At 66.1% G+C, this 16,115-nt stretch carries 15 protein-coding genes; 7 read left to right on the forward strand and 8 right to left on the reverse strand.

The window, feature by feature from the left end; genetic code table 11:
- Positions 1–55: 55 nt before the first annotated feature.
- On the reverse strand, positions 56–604 hold the full coding sequence (locus A5766_RS11765) for a hypothetical protein (RefSeq protein ID WP_005207580.1): 549 nt from the start codon (positions 602–604) through the stop codon (positions 56–58).
- Positions 605–869: 265 nt separating this feature from the next.
- Here A5766_RS11765 and A5766_RS11770 point away from each other — a divergent pair, with 265 nt between their 5' ends.
- The 3 genes from A5766_RS11770 to A5766_RS11780 are packed head-to-tail and all read left to right on the forward strand — an operon-like array spanning position 870 to position 3,831.
- The gene (locus A5766_RS11770; protein ID WP_005207581.1) at positions 870–1,904 is read left to right on the forward strand and encodes a FecCD family ABC transporter permease; all 1,035 of its coding nucleotides are present in this window, start codon (positions 870–872) and stop codon (positions 1,902–1,904) included.
- Complete coding sequence (locus tag A5766_RS11775; protein ID WP_005207582.1) at positions 1,901–3,007, forward strand: FecCD family ABC transporter permease; 1,107 nt, start codon at positions 1,901–1,903, stop codon at positions 3,005–3,007. Before A5766_RS11770 ends, A5766_RS11775 begins: the two co-directional genes overlap by 4 nt.
- Positions 3,004–3,831, forward strand: coding sequence for an ABC transporter ATP-binding protein (locus A5766_RS11780; RefSeq protein WP_064904817.1), 828 nt, complete (start codon positions 3,004–3,006; stop codon positions 3,829–3,831). The genes A5766_RS11775 and A5766_RS11780 overlap by 4 nt, the downstream gene beginning before the upstream one ends.
- A 22-nt stretch (positions 3,832–3,853) precedes the next feature.
- Here the strand turns inward: A5766_RS11780 and purT are convergent, their stop codons facing one another.
- Entirely contained in the window at positions 3,854–5,500 is a 1,647-nt protein-coding gene (purT, locus tag A5766_RS11785; RefSeq protein WP_231894626.1) for a formate-dependent phosphoribosylglycinamide formyltransferase, read from the reverse strand.
- Between the two features lie 112 nt (positions 5,501–5,612).
- A complete protein-coding gene (locus A5766_RS23875) occupies positions 5,613–5,957 on the reverse strand; it encodes a UBP-type zinc finger domain-containing protein (RefSeq protein WP_082965504.1) in 345 nt (114 codons plus the stop codon).
- Positions 5,958–6,045: 88 nt separating this feature from the next.
- Between A5766_RS23875 and A5766_RS11795 the strand changes: the two genes are divergently transcribed.
- Positions 6,046–7,635 carry a Na+/H+ antiporter gene (locus A5766_RS11795; protein WP_005207586.1) on the forward strand — a complete coding sequence of 530 codons (1,590 nt, stop codon included), beginning with the start codon at positions 6,046–6,048 and terminating at the stop codon, positions 7,633–7,635.
- 3 nt (positions 7,636–7,638) lie between these two features.
- On the opposite strand, the gene A5766_RS11800 is transcribed toward A5766_RS11795, so the two are convergent.
- The 3 genes from A5766_RS11800 to A5766_RS11810 all read right to left on the reverse strand — a co-directional run bounded on the left by A5766_RS11800 (position 7,639) and on the right by A5766_RS11810 (position 12,058).
- Entirely contained in the window at positions 7,639–9,186 is a 1,548-nt protein-coding gene (locus tag A5766_RS11800) for an adenylate/guanylate cyclase domain-containing protein (protein WP_064904822.1), read from the reverse strand.
- Between the two features lie 26 nt (positions 9,187–9,212).
- Complete coding sequence (locus A5766_RS11805) at positions 9,213–10,556, reverse strand: NAD-dependent succinate-semialdehyde dehydrogenase (RefSeq protein WP_005207589.1); 1,344 nt, start codon at positions 10,554–10,556, stop codon at positions 9,213–9,215.
- Between the two features lie 215 nt (positions 10,557–10,771).
- Positions 10,772–12,058, reverse strand: coding sequence for an adenylosuccinate synthase (locus tag A5766_RS11810; RefSeq protein ID WP_005207590.1), 1,287 nt, complete (start codon positions 12,056–12,058; stop codon positions 10,772–10,774).
- Between the two features lie 155 nt (positions 12,059–12,213).
- On the opposite strand from A5766_RS11810, the gene A5766_RS11815 reads away from it, so the two are divergent.
- Together A5766_RS11815 and A5766_RS11820 are read left to right on the forward strand one after the other, a co-directional pair.
- Positions 12,214–12,837 carry a hypothetical protein gene (locus A5766_RS11815; protein WP_156527445.1) on the forward strand — a complete coding sequence of 208 codons (624 nt, stop codon included), beginning with the start codon at positions 12,214–12,216 and terminating at the stop codon, positions 12,835–12,837.
- A gap of 10 nt (positions 12,838–12,847) precedes the next feature.
- Positions 12,848–13,711, forward strand: coding sequence for a site-2 protease family protein (locus A5766_RS11820; protein WP_005207593.1), 864 nt, complete (start codon positions 12,848–12,850; stop codon positions 13,709–13,711).
- A 50-nt stretch (positions 13,712–13,761) separates the two neighbouring features.
- On the opposite strand, the gene A5766_RS11825 is transcribed toward A5766_RS11820, so the two are convergent.
- Together A5766_RS11825 and A5766_RS11830 are read right to left on the reverse strand one after the other, a co-directional pair.
- Positions 13,762–14,562: a polysaccharide deacetylase family protein gene (locus A5766_RS11825; RefSeq protein ID WP_064904826.1), complete on the reverse strand. Its 801-nt coding sequence runs from the start codon at positions 14,560–14,562 to the stop codon at positions 13,762–13,764.
- A 75-nt stretch (positions 14,563–14,637) separates the two neighbouring features.
- Positions 14,638–15,561, reverse strand: coding sequence for a cation diffusion facilitator family transporter (locus tag A5766_RS11830; RefSeq protein WP_064904828.1), 924 nt, complete (start codon positions 15,559–15,561; stop codon positions 14,638–14,640).
- Positions 15,562–15,695: 134 nt separating this feature from the next.
- Here A5766_RS11830 and A5766_RS11835 point away from each other — a divergent pair, with 134 nt between their 5' ends.
- Positions 15,696–16,112: a DUF2568 domain-containing protein gene (locus A5766_RS11835; protein WP_005207599.1), complete on the forward strand. Its 417-nt coding sequence runs from the start codon at positions 15,696–15,698 to the stop codon at positions 16,110–16,112.
- Positions 16,113–16,115 lie beyond the last annotated feature (3 nt).

Raw genomic sequence — 16,115 nt, forward strand, 5'->3', positions numbered from 1 at the left:
TCCGGTCGGCGTTCTTTGTGTGAGAGGGAACCGATCGCCAGGCGATCGGGGTGTATCAGTTCTGTGCGGCCTCGACTGCGGCGGCCGGAGCAGCCTGGTTGCCCGCGTTGTTGTTCGACGGCGCGACCTTCTGCGTGTTCGGGGCGGTTCCGTTCTCGCCCTTCTGCTGGTCGACGTTCCACCAGAAGCCCGCGTTGTTGAGAATGTTCTCCGTCTGGGCTCCGATGGTGTACCCGGAGATCGACGACGGGAAGCAGCTACGCCAGGTGGTCTCCGATGCCATGTAGAACTGGCCCGGCTTGAGCACACCTGCGGGCTGACCCTTGATCGCGGTCTTCTTCGTCGGCCCACCGAACTCGGTGACGTTCACGTTGGTCATGGTCGATCCGCCGATGTTCTTCACGCCCATCCAGCGGTGCATGCGCCAGCCGGGAAGGTTGTCCCAGGTGGGACCCCAGCCCTTGAAGTAGCAGTTGACTCCGCCGAAGAGGGCGAGATCGCCGGGACCGGCAGCTTGGGCGGGTGTCGCAGCAGCGACAGAGCCGGCGGCGATACCGCTGGCGGCAGCGACCGCGGCGATGGCGCGCTTCACAGACTTCTTCATGTCGTATGACCTTCCTGATTCACGTGTGTCGTCGTGCGTGTACCGACCTGCGAGCTGTCGACGCACCGGGGGTGCGACTGTGGACGTTCACCCCCGACGGTTCGTCCCGTCTGATCATGCTTATCGGAAACTCACAGGAACTTGTTACCGGCGCTGAACATCTTGCCCGTTTGGCAATCACTCCGTGACATCGGCCCCGCGTCGCGCCGCGACATGAACCCTCGGCCCGGAACCGGACATTCCAACTCAGGTAAGGTTGCCCTTCGTGCGTCGAATATCCGGCTTGTTGGTGATCGTTGCGGTCCTCACCGCGGCGGTCATCGCGTCGGTGATCATCGGCACGCGCAACGTCCCACCTGCGCAAACCTGGGATGCGTTCACCTCAGGCGTCAGTCAGATCTGGAACTCGATCATCCACCTGCGCGCGCCATCGGTCAGCATGCCCGACGACGTCGCGGGCATCGTGTGGGATCTGCGAATCCCGCGAACCGTGCTCGGCTTGCTCTGTGGTCTGGCGATCGGCGCCGCGGGTGCGATCACGCAGGGACACACCCGTAACCCCATCGCCGATCCCGGCATGCTCGGCGTCAACGCCGGTGCCGCGTGCGCTGTGGTGTGCGGGGTCTACGTGCTCGGTATCTCCTCGCCGATGGCGTTCATGGGATTCGGCCTTCTCGGCGCGATCGTCGCGTCGTGCGCGGTCTTCGGCGTCTCGGCACTGACCGGTACCGGCCCGGTCACGCTGATCCTCGCGGGCACCGGACTCTCGGCGATGCTCACGGCGATCACGTCTGCCGTGGTCCTCTCCGATACGGCGTCGCTCGACGCCTGGCGGTTCTGGAGTGTCGGCTCGACGTCCGGGCGCGGCATCGACATCTTCTGGGCGGCACTGCCCTTCGTCATCGCCGGGTTGGTCCTCGCGCTGGCGAGCGGATTCTTCCTCAACATCCTGAGCCTCGGCGATGAGATGACGACGGCGCTCGGCTCACGCGTGCTGGTGATCCGAGCGGTCGGTATCGCAGCGATCACACTGCTGGTCGGGGCAGCGACCGCCGCCTGTGGGCCCATCGTGTTCCTCGGGCTCGTCGTACCGCACATCGCCCGCGCGTTCACCGGGCCCGACTACCGCTGGATCATCCCCTACTCGGCGCTCATCGGAGCGACACTCATGCTGGTCTGCGACGTCATCGGACGAGTCATCGCCCGCCCGGGCGAGGTCCAGGTCGGCGTCGTCCTCGCGATGGTCGGGGCACCGTTCCTGATTGCCATGGTCCGCCGACAGAAGCTGACGAACGTATGACGACCGAGACCACACCCCAGACCACGGCCACTCCGACGCTCGAACGCCGACGTCTCGTCGTCCACATCGGTCCGTCGTCGTGGGTGGTGCGTCCCCGCATGGTCGCGGTGACACTCACCGGACTCGCACTGATGCTGCTGCTGTTCCTGTTGAGTGTCGGTGTCAGTGACTATCCACTGACGCCGCTCGACGTCGCGCGCATTCTGCTCGGTGGCGGCACGCGCATCGAGAACGTCGTCGTGCTCTCGGATTCCCTTCCCCGCGCTCTGGTCTCGGTCTTGGTCGGTTTCGCGTTGGGCGCTGCAGGCGCACTGAGCCAGTTGATTGCGCGCAATCCCCTTGCCACGCCTGACATTCTGGGTATCACGGCCGGGTCGAGCGCTGCCGCCGTGGCCGCCATTGCCTTCGCAAACGGTTGGGGCGCATGGCTTGCCGACATCGGAGTCCCCGCTGCCGCCCTCATCGGCGGTGTCGTGACGGCGATCGTCATGTACATCCTCGCGTGGCCGGGACGCAAGGCCAACCACGGCATCAACCCGCTCCGACTCGTGCTGATCGGCGTCGGCGTGACCTGGCTGCTGCAGGCCCTGACGTCGTTCCTCCTCACCCGCGCCGACATCAAAGATGTTGCCCGCGCACAGGTCTGGCTCGTCGGGTCGGTGTCGCAATCCACCTGGTCGAGTGTGTGGCCCGTCGCGATCGCAGTCGTCGTCGGCATCGTCGTGATCGCGATGATGTCCCGCCAGATCGACGCGCTGTCGCTCGGCCAGGACATGGCGCGCGGACTCGGGGTTCGCACCACCGCGGTGTCGACCACGGTGCTGCTCGTCGCTGTCGGATTGACCGCGATGGCGGTATCGGCAGCGGGTCCCATCGCATTCATCGCCCTGCTCGCACCGCAGATCGGGATGCGGCTGGCCAGGACACCGGTTCCCACACCGCTGCTGGCCGGGGTGATCGGAGCGATTCTTGTGCTCGCCGGTGATCTGTTGTGCCGCACGGTACTTCCCAGTGGACTTCCGGTTGGCATCGTCACCGCGGCGGTGGGCGGACCGTTCCTCATCTATCTCATGGTCTCGATGTCACGGAAGGCGACAGTATGAGCAGACTCGTCGGCCAAGGACTCAGCGTCGGCTACGACGATCGCGTCGTCATCGAGGGTCTCGACGTCGAGATCCCCGACGCCGCGGTCACGACGATCATCGGCCCCAACGGATGCGGCAAGTCGACGCTGCTGCGTGCCATGTCGCGCCTGCTGCACCCGCGCGAGGGCGTCGTGCTTCTCGACGGTGCCGACATCAACCACACCAAGCCCAAAGAGGTCGCACGCAAGCTCGGGATACTCCCCCAGAATCCCGTGGCGCCAGAGGGACTCACCGTCGCCGACCTCGTCGGCCGCGGACGGTTCCCACACCAGAAGTGGTACCAGCAGGCATCTCCCGACGACGAGGCCGCGGTGGCGTCTGCGTTGGAGATGACCGGGACGACGGACCTGGCCGATCGACACATCGACGCGTTGTCCGGCGGTCAGCGCCAGCGCGTGTGGATCGCGATGACGCTCGCGCAGGGCACCGACCTTCTCCTGCTCGACGAACCGACCACCTACCTCGACCTCGCGCACTCCGTCGAGGTACTCGACCTCGTGTACTCGCTGCGCACCGAACACGACAAGACCGTGGTGATGGTGCTGCACGATCTGAATCTCGCTGCCCGCTACAGTGATTCGCTGTTCGTGATGACGGCCGGAAAGATCGTGGCGCAGGGCACCCCCAACGAGGTCATCACAGAAGAATTACTCGACGACGCGTTCGGACTGAACGCGCGCGTGATCACCGACCCCGTGTACGGCGACCCACTGATCATTCCGATCGGAACCCGCAGTGCGCGAACCGAAGTCGGCTCGTCCGCAGGTGAACTGTCGAGCTGACCTCTCGAGCTGAGAGCTCGAGCTAGTTCGACGACCGACCGGGCGTCACCGGGCGACCATTCGGCGCGGCGGAGTGCGGCGCGGGTTGGCGCGACGGGCGAGGCGCGGGCTGCTGCGGTCGCTGTCCGGCCACGGGCGGACGCTGCGCCCCCGCCGCGGGCCGCTGTTCCGGCGCGGGCGGACGTTGGTCTGCCGCGGGACGCTGCTGTGCTGCTGGAGGGCGCTGCCCTGCCGCCTGCGGGCGCTGCTGTGCCGACGGCGGACGCTGCGCGGCGGGCTGAGGACGTTGCCCCACAGGAGGTATCGGCGCCGCGGGCGGGCCGGGAGCACGAAGCGGCACCACGACGCCGCGTCGAGCAGGCCTGCCGGGAACGGGCGTGACGATCGACGCGGCCCGAACGGCACGTTCACGGGCGGTGGCGACGTCGTCGGCGGTTGCGGTGACCACGCCCATCCTGCGGCGGCGGAAACTCTCGGGCTTGCCGAAGAGTCGAATGTCGGTCTCGGGCAACGCAAGTGCCTGCGCGACGTACTCGAACCCGATCCCCTTCTCGTCGAGCTGGCCGTAGATGACGGCCGACGCCCCCGGCGACGCGAGCGTCACGTCGACCGGCAGGCCCAGGATCGCTCTGGCATGCATCTCGAACTCCGAGAGTCGCTGCGTCGCCATGGTGACGAGTCCGGTGTCGTGCGGGCGTGGAGAGACCTCGGAGAAGTACACGTCGTCGCCCTTGACGAACAGTTCGACGCCGAAAATGCCACGGCCACCGAGGTTTCCGTCGCCCATCGCCGTTGCGATACGTGCGGCGATCGACGTCGCGGCACCCAGCGCGAAGGCACTCATCTCGTGCGGCTGCCAGCTCTCGACGTAGTCGCCGTTGACCTGACGATGCCCGATCGGCGCACAGAAGTGCGTCACCAGTCGGCCGGTCGCGGGGTCGATCGCCCGCACCGTGAGCAGGGTGATCTCGTAGTCGAACTCGATGAAACCCTCGACGATGACACGCTCACCGGCAACTCGTCCGCCGGTCGTCGCGGTCCCCCACGCCTTGTCGATGTCCTCCGGACCGCGAACCACGGTCTGTCCTTTGCCCGACGACGACATCACCGGCTTCACCACGCACGGGTATCCGACCTGTTCGGCGGCAATCGTCAGCTCGTCGTGCGAACCGGCGAACAGATACGGCGACGTGGGCAGGCCCAGTTCTTCGTCGGCGAGGCGTCGAATTCCCTCGCGGTTCATCGTGGCCATCACCGCGGAAGCGGTGGGGATGACCTCTGCGAGTCCGCGGCGCTCGATGGTCGCCAAGGCGTCGGTGGCGATGGCTTCGATCTCGGGGACGACGTATGCGGGCGAGTACTTCTCGACGAGGCCGATCAGCGCATCGCCGTCGGTCATATCTATCACCTCGGCGTGATGCGCGACCTGCTGCCCGGGCGCACCCGGGTAGCGGTCGACAGCGATCACCTCGACGCCCAATCGCTGGAAGCCGATGATCAGCTCTTTGCCGAGTTCTCCGGCGCCGAGCACCATCACCCTTGTGGCGGTCGGCGACAGTGGCGTGCCGATGATGTCGGGCGGCCCCACGGTCGGCTGCGCGGGCGACACATCAGGTGTCGCCGCGCCGGTGGCGTGGTCGTCCGCGCTACTCCCGTTGATCGAGGTCATGGGAGCAATCTTACGTGCCGGATTTGCGCCGACGCGCCCCATCTCCCCGGTACTCATTCACTCGAACTCATCCCCGCGCACCCGACCGCCGCCTCAACACATCAGTCCGTGGTCAACCCATGACCTCGTGGATGTAGCACCAGCGCCAGCGCTCGCCCGGTTCGGCCGACCGCATGACGGGGTGGCCGACGTCGTGGAAATGGGCGGTCGCGTGCTGACGCGGGCTCGAATCACAGCAACCGACGTGGCCGCACTCGAGGCAGATACGCAGATGGGCCCAGTGCTGCTCGCCGAGTTGCATGCAGTCTTCGCAGACGCTGATGTCGCCGTGGGCGGGACCTGGGTCGGCTGCCGCGTCGATTCCGATCTCCGCGAGCTCCGGACATCTGGCCTCGACGCCCCCGGATTCGCCACGGGGGTCACCGGCACGGGTACGTGATCGACCGAACAAACGCATGCCACCTATTATCCCCGACGCCATCGCCGGGGACACCCGGCGACTTGATGATCGCGTCAAAGTCTCGAACTCGGGCTAGGTTTGCGCAGTGAGCGCTTCTCTTCTGCTGGTCGGGGTGCTGTCGGTGGTGATCGCGGCGCTGTCACGGCACTACAACCTGTCGGCGCCCCTGGTTCTGGTCCTCGCCGGGCTGGCGATCGGGTGGATACCGGGCCTGTCGGCGGCCGAACTCGACCCCGATTTCGTCCTGTTCGTCATTCTGCCGCCACTGCTCTACTCCGCGGCGCAGGACAGCTCTTACCAGGAGATCCGCGCGAATCGTCGTGCCATCGGCATGCTGGCCATCGGTCTTCCGCTCGCCACCGCGGTGGTCGTCGGCCTTGTGGCGTACGCGTCGGTGCCGCATCTGCCGCTGGCCGCCGCGCTGGTCCTCGGTGCCATCGTCGCGCCGCCCGATGCGGTCTCTGCCCAGGCGATCGGGCGCAGGGTCGGGCTTCCGCGGCGGATCATGACCCTTCTCGGCGGCGAGAGTCTGCTCAACGACGCGACAGCGCTCACCGCACTCCGGGTGGCACTCGCTGCCGCGGTCGGTGCGACGACGTCGGTGTGGGACGGCATCGAGACGTTCCTGCTCGCGGCGATCGGAGGTGTCGTCATCGGCCTGCTGATCGGCTACCTCGTGTTTCGCGTCCGCGACTGGCTGAGCGACCCGACGATCGAGACGGCCATCGGGCTCATGGTGCCGTTCGCGACCTACTTCGTCGCGGAGGAACTGCACACCTCCGGCGTGATCGCCGTCGTCGTCGCGGGGCTGTTCATCGGGCAGCGGTCGGTGCGCGTCGGCTACGCGACACGACTTCAGGACGAAGCCGTCCGCAAATCGATCGACGCACTCCTCGAGGCGTTCGTCTTCCTGCTGATCGGCCTGCAGTTGCCCGATCTCATTCGCGGACTCGCAGGGCAATCCTGGCTCCACATCGCATTCGACGCCGCAATGGTCCTGATCGCCACGATCCTTGTGCGCTTCGCATGGGTGTACCTGTTCACGTATGCGTCCCGACTGCTGCCGGGAGTTCGACGACGAGAACCTCCGCCCAAACCGTCGTGGCTGTTCGTCGTCGGGTGGTCGGGCATGCGCGGCGTCGTCTCTCTGGCCGCGGCGTTCTCCATCCCCCTGACAACGGAGTCGGGCGAACCGTTCCCCGCCCGCGCGGAGATTCTGTTCCTGACCTTCGTGGTGGTCGTCGGCACCCTGCTGATCCAGGGTGTCAGCCTGCCGTGGGTGATCCGACGTCTCGGTGTCTGCGACAACGACGACGCGACCGACCGGCTCGCATACGCAGCAGCACAGGATCGGGCATCACGGGAGGCCGAGGCCTACCTCGACACGATGGCATCAGACATCGGCGATCACGACCCGCGACATCTCCAGGTGGCGATGCTGCGCAAATGGATTACCACACAACGCAATACGGCATGGGAAGAGCTCGGGCGCGGCCCCGAGGACATCGGCGAGAGTCCGACGGCAGCCGGAAACCGCATGCGCAGCAAGATGCTTGCGATCCAACGAAAGGTCTTCATCGACGAGCGCGACGCCGGGCACATCGACGACGAGGTGCTGCGTACCGCGCTGCGTCGTCTCGACTTCGCCGAGGGCACCAACGACCGCGAGGCGTAACGGTCAGTCGTCGACCACCGCGGCGTAGACGCGCGTCTCCTCGGTGCGTCCGCGCAGCGACGTCGTCTCCTGCTCCTCCCAGTGCGCCGCTTCCTGTGGGTTCGCGACGTCGACGGTTCGCCCGGATGCCAACGGACGACGTGGATCTCGCTTGGCGAGTTCGGAAAGTCGGGCGCTCTCGTTGACCGGGTCGCCGATGATCGTGTACTCGAAGCGCTCGATCGCCCCGACGTTGCCGGCGACCGCAGGCCCGAATCCGACGCCGATGCCCGCGGAGAGTTCTGGTACCCGACGCTCGAGTTCCCGAGCGATCTCGCGGGCGGTACACAGCGCGGCGCCCGCGGCGTCGTCGAGGTCGATCGGTGCCCCGAAGATGGCGAGCACGGCGTCGCCCTCGAACTTGTTGACCAGTCCGCGCTGTTGCTCGACGGCCCGCACGATCACCGCGAAGAAGCGGTTCAAGATCTCGACCACCTCCGTCGGAGATCGTTGCGCGGCCAGCGTCGTCGAACCGATCACGTCGACGAACAGAGCCGCGACCGTGCGTTCGGTTCCGCCGAGTGCGGGGTCGGAGCTCAACGCCGCTTCGGCCACCTCACGACCCACGTGGCGGCCGAACAGATCTCGCATCCGCTCGCGCTCACGCAGGCCACTGACCATCGAGTTGAAGCCCACCTGCAGGTCGCCGAGTTCGGTGCCGTCGTAGACGACGAGGTCGACGTCGACATTGCCCGCCTGCACCTTGTTCATCCCGTTGCGGACACTCCGCAGCGGACCGGTGACACTCGTCGTGGTCAGCCACGTCAGGAGTAGTCCGGTACCGAGTGAGATCACCGCGAGCACGAAGACTCCGACGAAGAGGTCGAGCTTGCTGGTGTCCTTGCGGAACGCCCCGAATGACACCAGAAGCAGGATGCCGACGATGGGCGTCGCCGACCCGACGATCCACGCGACCACCGCGCGAGACAGCACGCCCGAACGCTTGCGACGTCGGTAACCCGCACTGATCAGATCCGCGGATACCGGTCGCAGCGCGAGCTCGATCAACAGGTACGTGACACCGACGACCACGGCACCCGACAACCCGATGACGAAGAACATCTTCGGGATGAGCATCGGGCTCTGGATCCCGTACATGATGGTGAACATCACGACCGCTCCGAGCCAGAGCGCGGCCTGTAGTCGCAGCAGCCTGCCCGCGACGCGCCTCGTCCGGCGTGCGTCGGACTTGGTCGGTGGCTGTCGTCGAATCGCCCACCGCAGGTCGCGGGTGATGGTGTAGGTACCCCAACCGATTCCGATGACGAACGCGAGCGCCACGTAGATCGGCACCGCGATGTAGTTGATCCACCACATCTCCGGCGCGAACGTCGACGGTTCGGGGATGCCGACGGACGACAGCGAGATGGTGACGACAGCACCGACGAAATTGGAGAGGACGATGGACCCGGTGAGGATCGTCTGGATACGAACGCGCCGTTTGGTCGGACCGTCGCTCGCCGACCCGAGCAGGACCGAGCCGTAGTCGCGTTCCCCCCTGCCGCGGATCATCCACCTACTGTGTCACAGGCAGCGAGTCAGCTGATCCGGATCATCTTCTTGTTGACGAACTCGTCGATGCCGAAACGTCCGAGTTCGCGACCGAAGCCCGAACGCTTCACGCCACCGAACGGCAACTCCGCCCCCTCGGCGCCGACGGCGTTGACGAAGACCATCCCGGCCTCGATCTTGTCGGCGACGCGTAGCGCCTGGTCGGCATCGGTGGTGAAGACGTACGACCCCAGACCGAAGGGAGTGTCGTTGGCCAGTGCGACGGCGGCGTCTTCACCCGAGACCTTGTAGACGGTCGCGATCGGGCCGAACAGCTCCTGCTTGGCGACGATCGAGTCGGGGTCGACGCCGGTCAGCACGCCGGGCGGGAAGTAGGCACCCTTGCGTTCTCCTGCCGATTCGAGGCTCGCACCGGTGGCAACCACCGAGTTCACCTGCTCCTCGAGACGCTCGGCGGCAGCAACCGACGAGAGCGGAGCCAGCCCCTCCCCTGCGGCCTTGACCTTCTCGGTGAACTTGACGATGAAGTCGTCGTAGACGCTCTCGTCGACGATGAAGCGCTTCGCGGCGTTGCACGCCTGTCCGGTGTTCTCGAATCGTCCGTCGATCGCGGCCGACACCGTTGCGTCGAGGTCGTCGGTGGACAGCAGGATGAACGGATCCGACCCGCCGAGTTCGAGGACGACCTTCTTCAGGTTGCGACCCGCGACCTCTGCGACGGCAGCACCTGCGCGCTCCGATCCGGTCAGCGAGACCCCCTGCACACGCGGGTCGGCGATCGCCTCGGCGATCTGCTCATTGGTGGCGTAGACGTTCACGTACGCGCCGGCCGGGTACCCGGCGTCGAGGAAGATCTGTTGCAGAGCGGCAGCCGATTCGGGGCACTGCGGGGCGTGTTTGAGCACAATTGTGTTGCCCAGCACCAGGTTTGGACCGGCGAAACGCGCGACCTGATAGTAGGGGTAGTTCCACGGCATGATGCCGAGCAGCACACCGACAGCGCTGCGTCGAATGAACGCCGACCCCTCGCCCTCGAGCAGCGCGATCGGCTCGTCTGCGAGGAACTTCTCGGCATTGTCGGCGTAGTACTCGTAGATCGCGGCGCTGAACTCGACCTCGCCGACGGACTGGTCGTACGGCTTGCCCATCTCGCGGACGATGATCTTGGCCAGCTCGTCCTTGCGCTCGGTGTGCAGTTCGCCGACGCGTCGGATCAGTGCGGCCCGCTCGGCGACCGTCGAGTTCTTCGACCACGTCGTGAACGCATCCGACGCCGCGGTGATCGCCGCCTCGACCTGCTCATCGGTGGCGGTCGGGTACTCCTTGACGACGTCGCCGGTCGCGGGGTCGACGACTTGGTACAAGCTCATTGCGATTCTCCTCGTCTGCACGCACGGCCGCTCGGCCGACTTCATCTACGAATGTAGTAGTCGACGAGGTCGCGCGCTGAGTGAATCGACAATTCTAGGGCGCTTACGTTGCGGAATCCGCAACATTCTCACTCAAGCAGTTCACTTTTCGGCGAAACCCGCGTCCGTTGGTGACGGATTCCGCACAGTCCGGCTCTTCTGCTCACCCGCGCTCGTCAGATGATGGCCCGACGGACGATCGTCTGGTCACGGCCGGGGCCGACGCCGATGCACGAGATGTGCGCACCCGAGAGCTCCTCGAGCCGCAACACGTAGTCCTGGGCGGTCTTCGGCAGGTCGTCGAACGTCTTGCACTGTGAGATGTCCTCCCACCAGCCGGGCATGTACTCGTAGACCGGCTTGGCGTGATGGAAGCCGGTCTGGGTCATCGGCATCTCGTCGACGCGCTCGCCGTCGACCTCATAGGCCACGCAGATCGGGACGCGGTCGAGGCTGGAGAGCACGTCGAGCTTGGTCAGGAAGTAGTCGGTGATGCCGTTGATGCGCGTCGCGTAGCGGGCGATCACGGCGTCGAACCAACCGCAACGGCGGGCGCGGCCGGTGGTCACACCGACCTCGCCGCCGGTCTTCGCGAGGTACTCGCCCCACTCGTCGAACAACTCGGTCGGGAACGGACCCGAGCCGACGCGCGTGGTGTAGGCCTTCAAAATGCCGAGCACCGTGGTGATCTTGTTCGGTCCGATACCCGACCCGACAGCGGCGCCGCCTGCCGTCGGATTCGACGACGTCACGTAGGGATACGTGCCGTGGTCGACGTCGAGCAGCGTGCCCTGCGAGCCCTCGAGCAGCACCGTCTCGCCACGTTCGAGCGCCTGGTTCAGCAGGAGCTGCGTATTGGCGATGCGATGCTTGAAGCCCTCGGCCTGGGTGAGGACCTCGTCGACGACCTGCGCGGGTTCGAGTGCGCGACGGTTGTAGATCTTGACCAGGATCTGGTTCTTGAGTTCGAGCGCGGCCTCGACCTTCTGCGCGAAGATCTTCTCGTCGAGGACGTCGGCCGCACGCACGCCGACGCGCGCGATCTTGTCTTGGTAGCAGGGCCCGATGCCGCGGCCCGTCGTGCCGATCTTCTTGTTTCCGAGGAACCGCTCGGTGACCTTGTCGATCGCCACGTGATAGGGCATCAGCAGGTGCGCGTCGGCCGAGATCATCAGGCCGGTGGTGTCGACGTCGCGGTCCTCGAGGCCGCTCAGCTCGGTGAGCAGAACCCCGGGGTCGACGACGACGCCGTTGCCGATGACGTTGTTGACGCCCGGCGTGAGGATGCCCGAGGGGATCAGGTGCAGGGCGAACGTCTCACCATTCGGGAGAACGACGGTGTGACCCGCGTTGTTGCCGCCCTGGTAGCGGACGACCCACTGCAGCTTCTCGCCGAGTAGATCGGTCGCCTTGCCCTTGCCCTCGTCGCCCCATTGGGCGCCGATAAGCACGATCGCTGCCATGTCCCCTACTCCTTAGCCGCGCGCATGCGGAACGCGCCGTAACGGACCTACCCTACTTGCTGACCGGGCAGAACCCTTGGCCGACGCCCCGACATCGACGTTGCGGCCCGACTACGCTCGTCGGCGTGTCCCATGCAGTTATCTCGTCGTCGACGGTGATCGTCGACGACGCCCGGCAGTCGCCACCGACCCGCAAGGCGGTACGGCGAGTCGTCGAAGGCGCGCTTTCCGACGCACCGAGCCGGCTGATCGTCGAACCCGGCGACTGCGCATACCCCGACGTGCTGCTCGCCGAGGTGGTGGCGATCCTGATGATCTCCGAACGACTCGACGTCGAGGTCGCCTACACGCCGAGCTACGCCACCCCGGCAACCCGGCGCTACGGCCTACCGCACGGACAGGCGGCCGTCGACCTCGCCCGCGACGGCGACGCTCACGCCCTACCACTGATCCGCGACGACGCCGCCACCGTCCTCGTCGGCAGCGCACGTCACCTCGGCGCCGAGGGCGCAAAGCTGCACGGCGAGAGCTACGTCGACGACGCCCGACTGTTCACCGGTTCGGTACGCGGCGTGCGGATCGAACCGACCCGTGAGGCACCGGGCGTACGCGCGCGCGTCGAACGTCCGCTCCGGCCGGGCGCCTGGCACGTCGGGCGCGCGGCGCAGACCGGCGGAAGCAATCTCGTCGTCGAGCGTGAAGGTGTGCTGACCGAGCGGACCGTGAAGCGGTCGACGTTCTACCGCCATCATATCGACTGGAAGCTGGTCCACCCATGACGGTGCACTCATGACAGAGAATGCATGGGCCGCAGATCGGCCGAAGCATCCCCGTCCCGGCGAGATCGCCCGCGCGATACGACCGGGCTGGTTGTTCTTCGCGTTCATCGCCGTCGCCGTGCTCGGTGGCTGGATGTGCGCGGTCTCGGACCCCGGCCGCAACGCGACGTCGATCGGCGGCACCCTGCTGTTGGTGCTCGCCGGCTGGGTCATCTCACTGTGCCTGCACGAATTCGGCCACGCCGTCACAGCGTTCCGGTTCGGCGATCGCAATGCCGAACTGCGCGGCTACCTCACGCTCAATCCGATGCGCTACACGCATCCGGGGCTGTCACTCGGCCTACCGCTGTTGATCATCCTGCTCGGCGGTATCGGATTCCCCGGCGGCGCTGTATATCTCGACGAACGCGGCATGACCAACCGCCAGAAGACGCTGGTTTCACTCGCAGGGCCCGCGATGAACATCCTGCTCGCGGCGATCCTGTTGCTCGTCATCCGGATCGCGGCACCCGACGCCTACATCCCCCTCCACTCGGGCCTGATGTCGGGGATGATTCTCGCCGTCGACGGCATCAATCTGTGGGCGGCACTGGCGATGCTCGCCTTCTTGCAGATCACCGCGGCCGTGCTGAACCTGATTCCGATGCCGGGTTTCGACGGCTACAACGCCATCGAGCCGTACCTGTCGCAGCAGGCACGCGCGAACGCCGCCAAGATCGCACCCTACGGATTCCTGATCGTGTTCGCGCTACTGTTCATTCCCCAACTGAACGCCGCCTTCTTCGACCTCATCCGCTGGCTGTTCGAATTGTCCGGCGTGCCATCGAATCTCGCGATCCAGGGCTGGAACGTCTTCATGTTCTGGCGGACGTGATCTACCGACGGACTTGATGTTCTGGCAGCCCCGGCGGGCCGCTCCGCAATTCACGCCCTGCGCGTGACGAAGTAGTCGTCGAGCGTGACCATGTTGAGTCGACGCTCGCGGATGATCTCCACCAGCGTCGGATACACGTGGGTCACCGGCGGATGGTTGGCGTGGCCGATGATCACGGTCTGCGGATGGAAGTACTGCCGCGCACACTGCACCAGGTAGCGCTCGGTGATCAATCCCGAGTCCGAGAGCGACCCGAACCACAGCACGGGTGTCGTGTATCCGAGGTCGGCGGCCACGGCGTCGACCGTCTCGTTGTGGTAGCCGTACGGCGGGCGAAAGAACGGAGTGCCGTCGACGCCGAATATGTTGCGCAGGAATCGCTTACACCGCGACAGCTCATCGGCGACGCCCTCGGTCGACAACGACTTGAGATCGGCGTGGGTCCACGTGTGGTTGCCGAGTTGGATCTGACCGGATTCGACGAGCGGCCGTAGCTCGGCTTTGTGGTCGGTCCAGGAGTCGAAGCCGCCGGTGACGAAGAAGGTGAACCGGGCGCCGGTGTCGCGCGCGAATCGGATGTACGCTCCGACGACCTCGGAACTAGCGCCGTCGTCGTCGGTCAGCGCGAGATGTCTTCCCGTACCGGGCAATCCGGTCAGTGTTCCCGCGGGGATCGGAACCTTGCGCGCGACGTCGGGTGGTGGCACCTGCGGAACCTGTGTCTGCGCAACCGGTTTCGGAGTCGGCGACATCGGGTTGGTCGACGGCAACGCCGTCGGCGCCGTCGCATCGACACGCGCTGTCGCGCATCCCCCGAGTGCAGTGACTAACCCTGCAGCCAAGAAGGTCATGAACCCCCGACGTCTCACGGCTGTGAAGATAGCCCACCAAGGTGGCGTACGGGCGACGCGATCGAGTGTGTCGCGTTACCAGCCCATATCGTCGCGGCAGCGTTTGCCCGCTTGGTCCGGATCGACCTGAATCGTGGCGTGGGTGAGGCCGTGACGGGCCAGCACGGCGCGCGCCTGCGGGAGCACCTCGTCGTTGGGACAGTTGCTCGCCAGATGCACTGTCGCGACGTCCATTCCGGTGGTCAGTGACCAGACGTGCAGGTCGTGGACGTCGTGGACCTCGGGGATAGCGGCGAGCTCGTGCTCGAGAGCGTCGACGTCGATGTGGTCGGGTGCCTGCTGGTTGAGAATGCGCAGGGCATCGCGGGCCAGACGCACCGCGCGGGGTACCACCCAGATCGCGATCAGGACCGCGACCACGATATCGGCATAGCCCCAACCTGTTGTCATCGTCACGATGCCCGCGACCAACACGCCGACGCTTCCGACGGCGTCGGCCAATACCTCCATGTACGCGCCGCGCACCGCGATCGACTCCTTGGAGTCGGCACGCAGCAGCAGCATCATCGCGACGTTGACGGCCAGGCCGACCAACGCCACCACGATGAGCGTCAGCCCGGGCACTTCCGGATCAGAGCCGATGCGTCGAATCGCCTCGTACAACACGAAGACGGCAACACCGATCAGCAGCACCGCATTGGCCACCGCGGTGAAGACCTCGGCGCGGTGCCACCCGAAGCTCCGCTCGGCCGTCGTCGATCCGTGGCGCGCGAGCAACAGAGCGACAAGACCCATCAACAGTGCGACGACGTCGGTCAGCATGTGCCCGGCGTCGGCGATCAAGGCCAGCGAGTTGACTGCGATTCCGACGCTGAGCTCGACGACGAAGTACGTCCCGATCATCACCACGGCGATGGCCATCGGCCAGATCCGCCGATTCGACGTCGCGGCGCCGGCGCCGGCGCCGTGTGAGTGCGTGTGTGTATGCGAGTGACCCATGGTCTCGCCAATATATGCATGTTTTCGCATATATGACAAGGGTTAGGGTCGCCTAAATCTCTACTTCTAGGCCGTTTCAGGCGAAACGAGATCACTGCTCTTGTTTTTCAGTCACACAGGCGCACACTCAAAGCATGAACAAGAGCACCGCTCTCGAAAGTGCTGGACAGCACGGCGTCGAAGTTCGCCCACTGTCCGGCATGCGCGATTACACCTGGGGAGCGCTGGTCTTCGCTGTCGAGGTCGCACTCTGGTCCGCGGCGGTGGCCGTCGGCTATCACTGGGGCGCCGCATTCGCGGGTCCCGCCGCAGGCGTACTGCTCGGCGTTGTCGCGCTCGCGGTGATCGGTGGCGTGTGGGGACGCTGGATGTCGCCGAAAGCACGACGCCGCCTTCGGCTGGTCCCGCGCATCGCGCTCGGCGTCTGTCTCATCGTCGTCGCCGCGGCCGGGGCGAGCGCACTGATCGGGGTCGACGGCGCGATCGGCTGCGTCGCGGTGTCGGTGCCGATCTTCGCTCTGGGGCAGCGCGCGATCGACGGCAAGGCCTGACGC

Origin of the sequence: Gordonia sp. 852002-51296_SCH5728562-b, from assembly GCF_001665475.1 — a bacterium.
GTDB classification, from domain to species: Bacteria; Actinomycetota; Actinomycetes; order Mycobacteriales; family Mycobacteriaceae; genus Gordonia; species Gordonia sputi.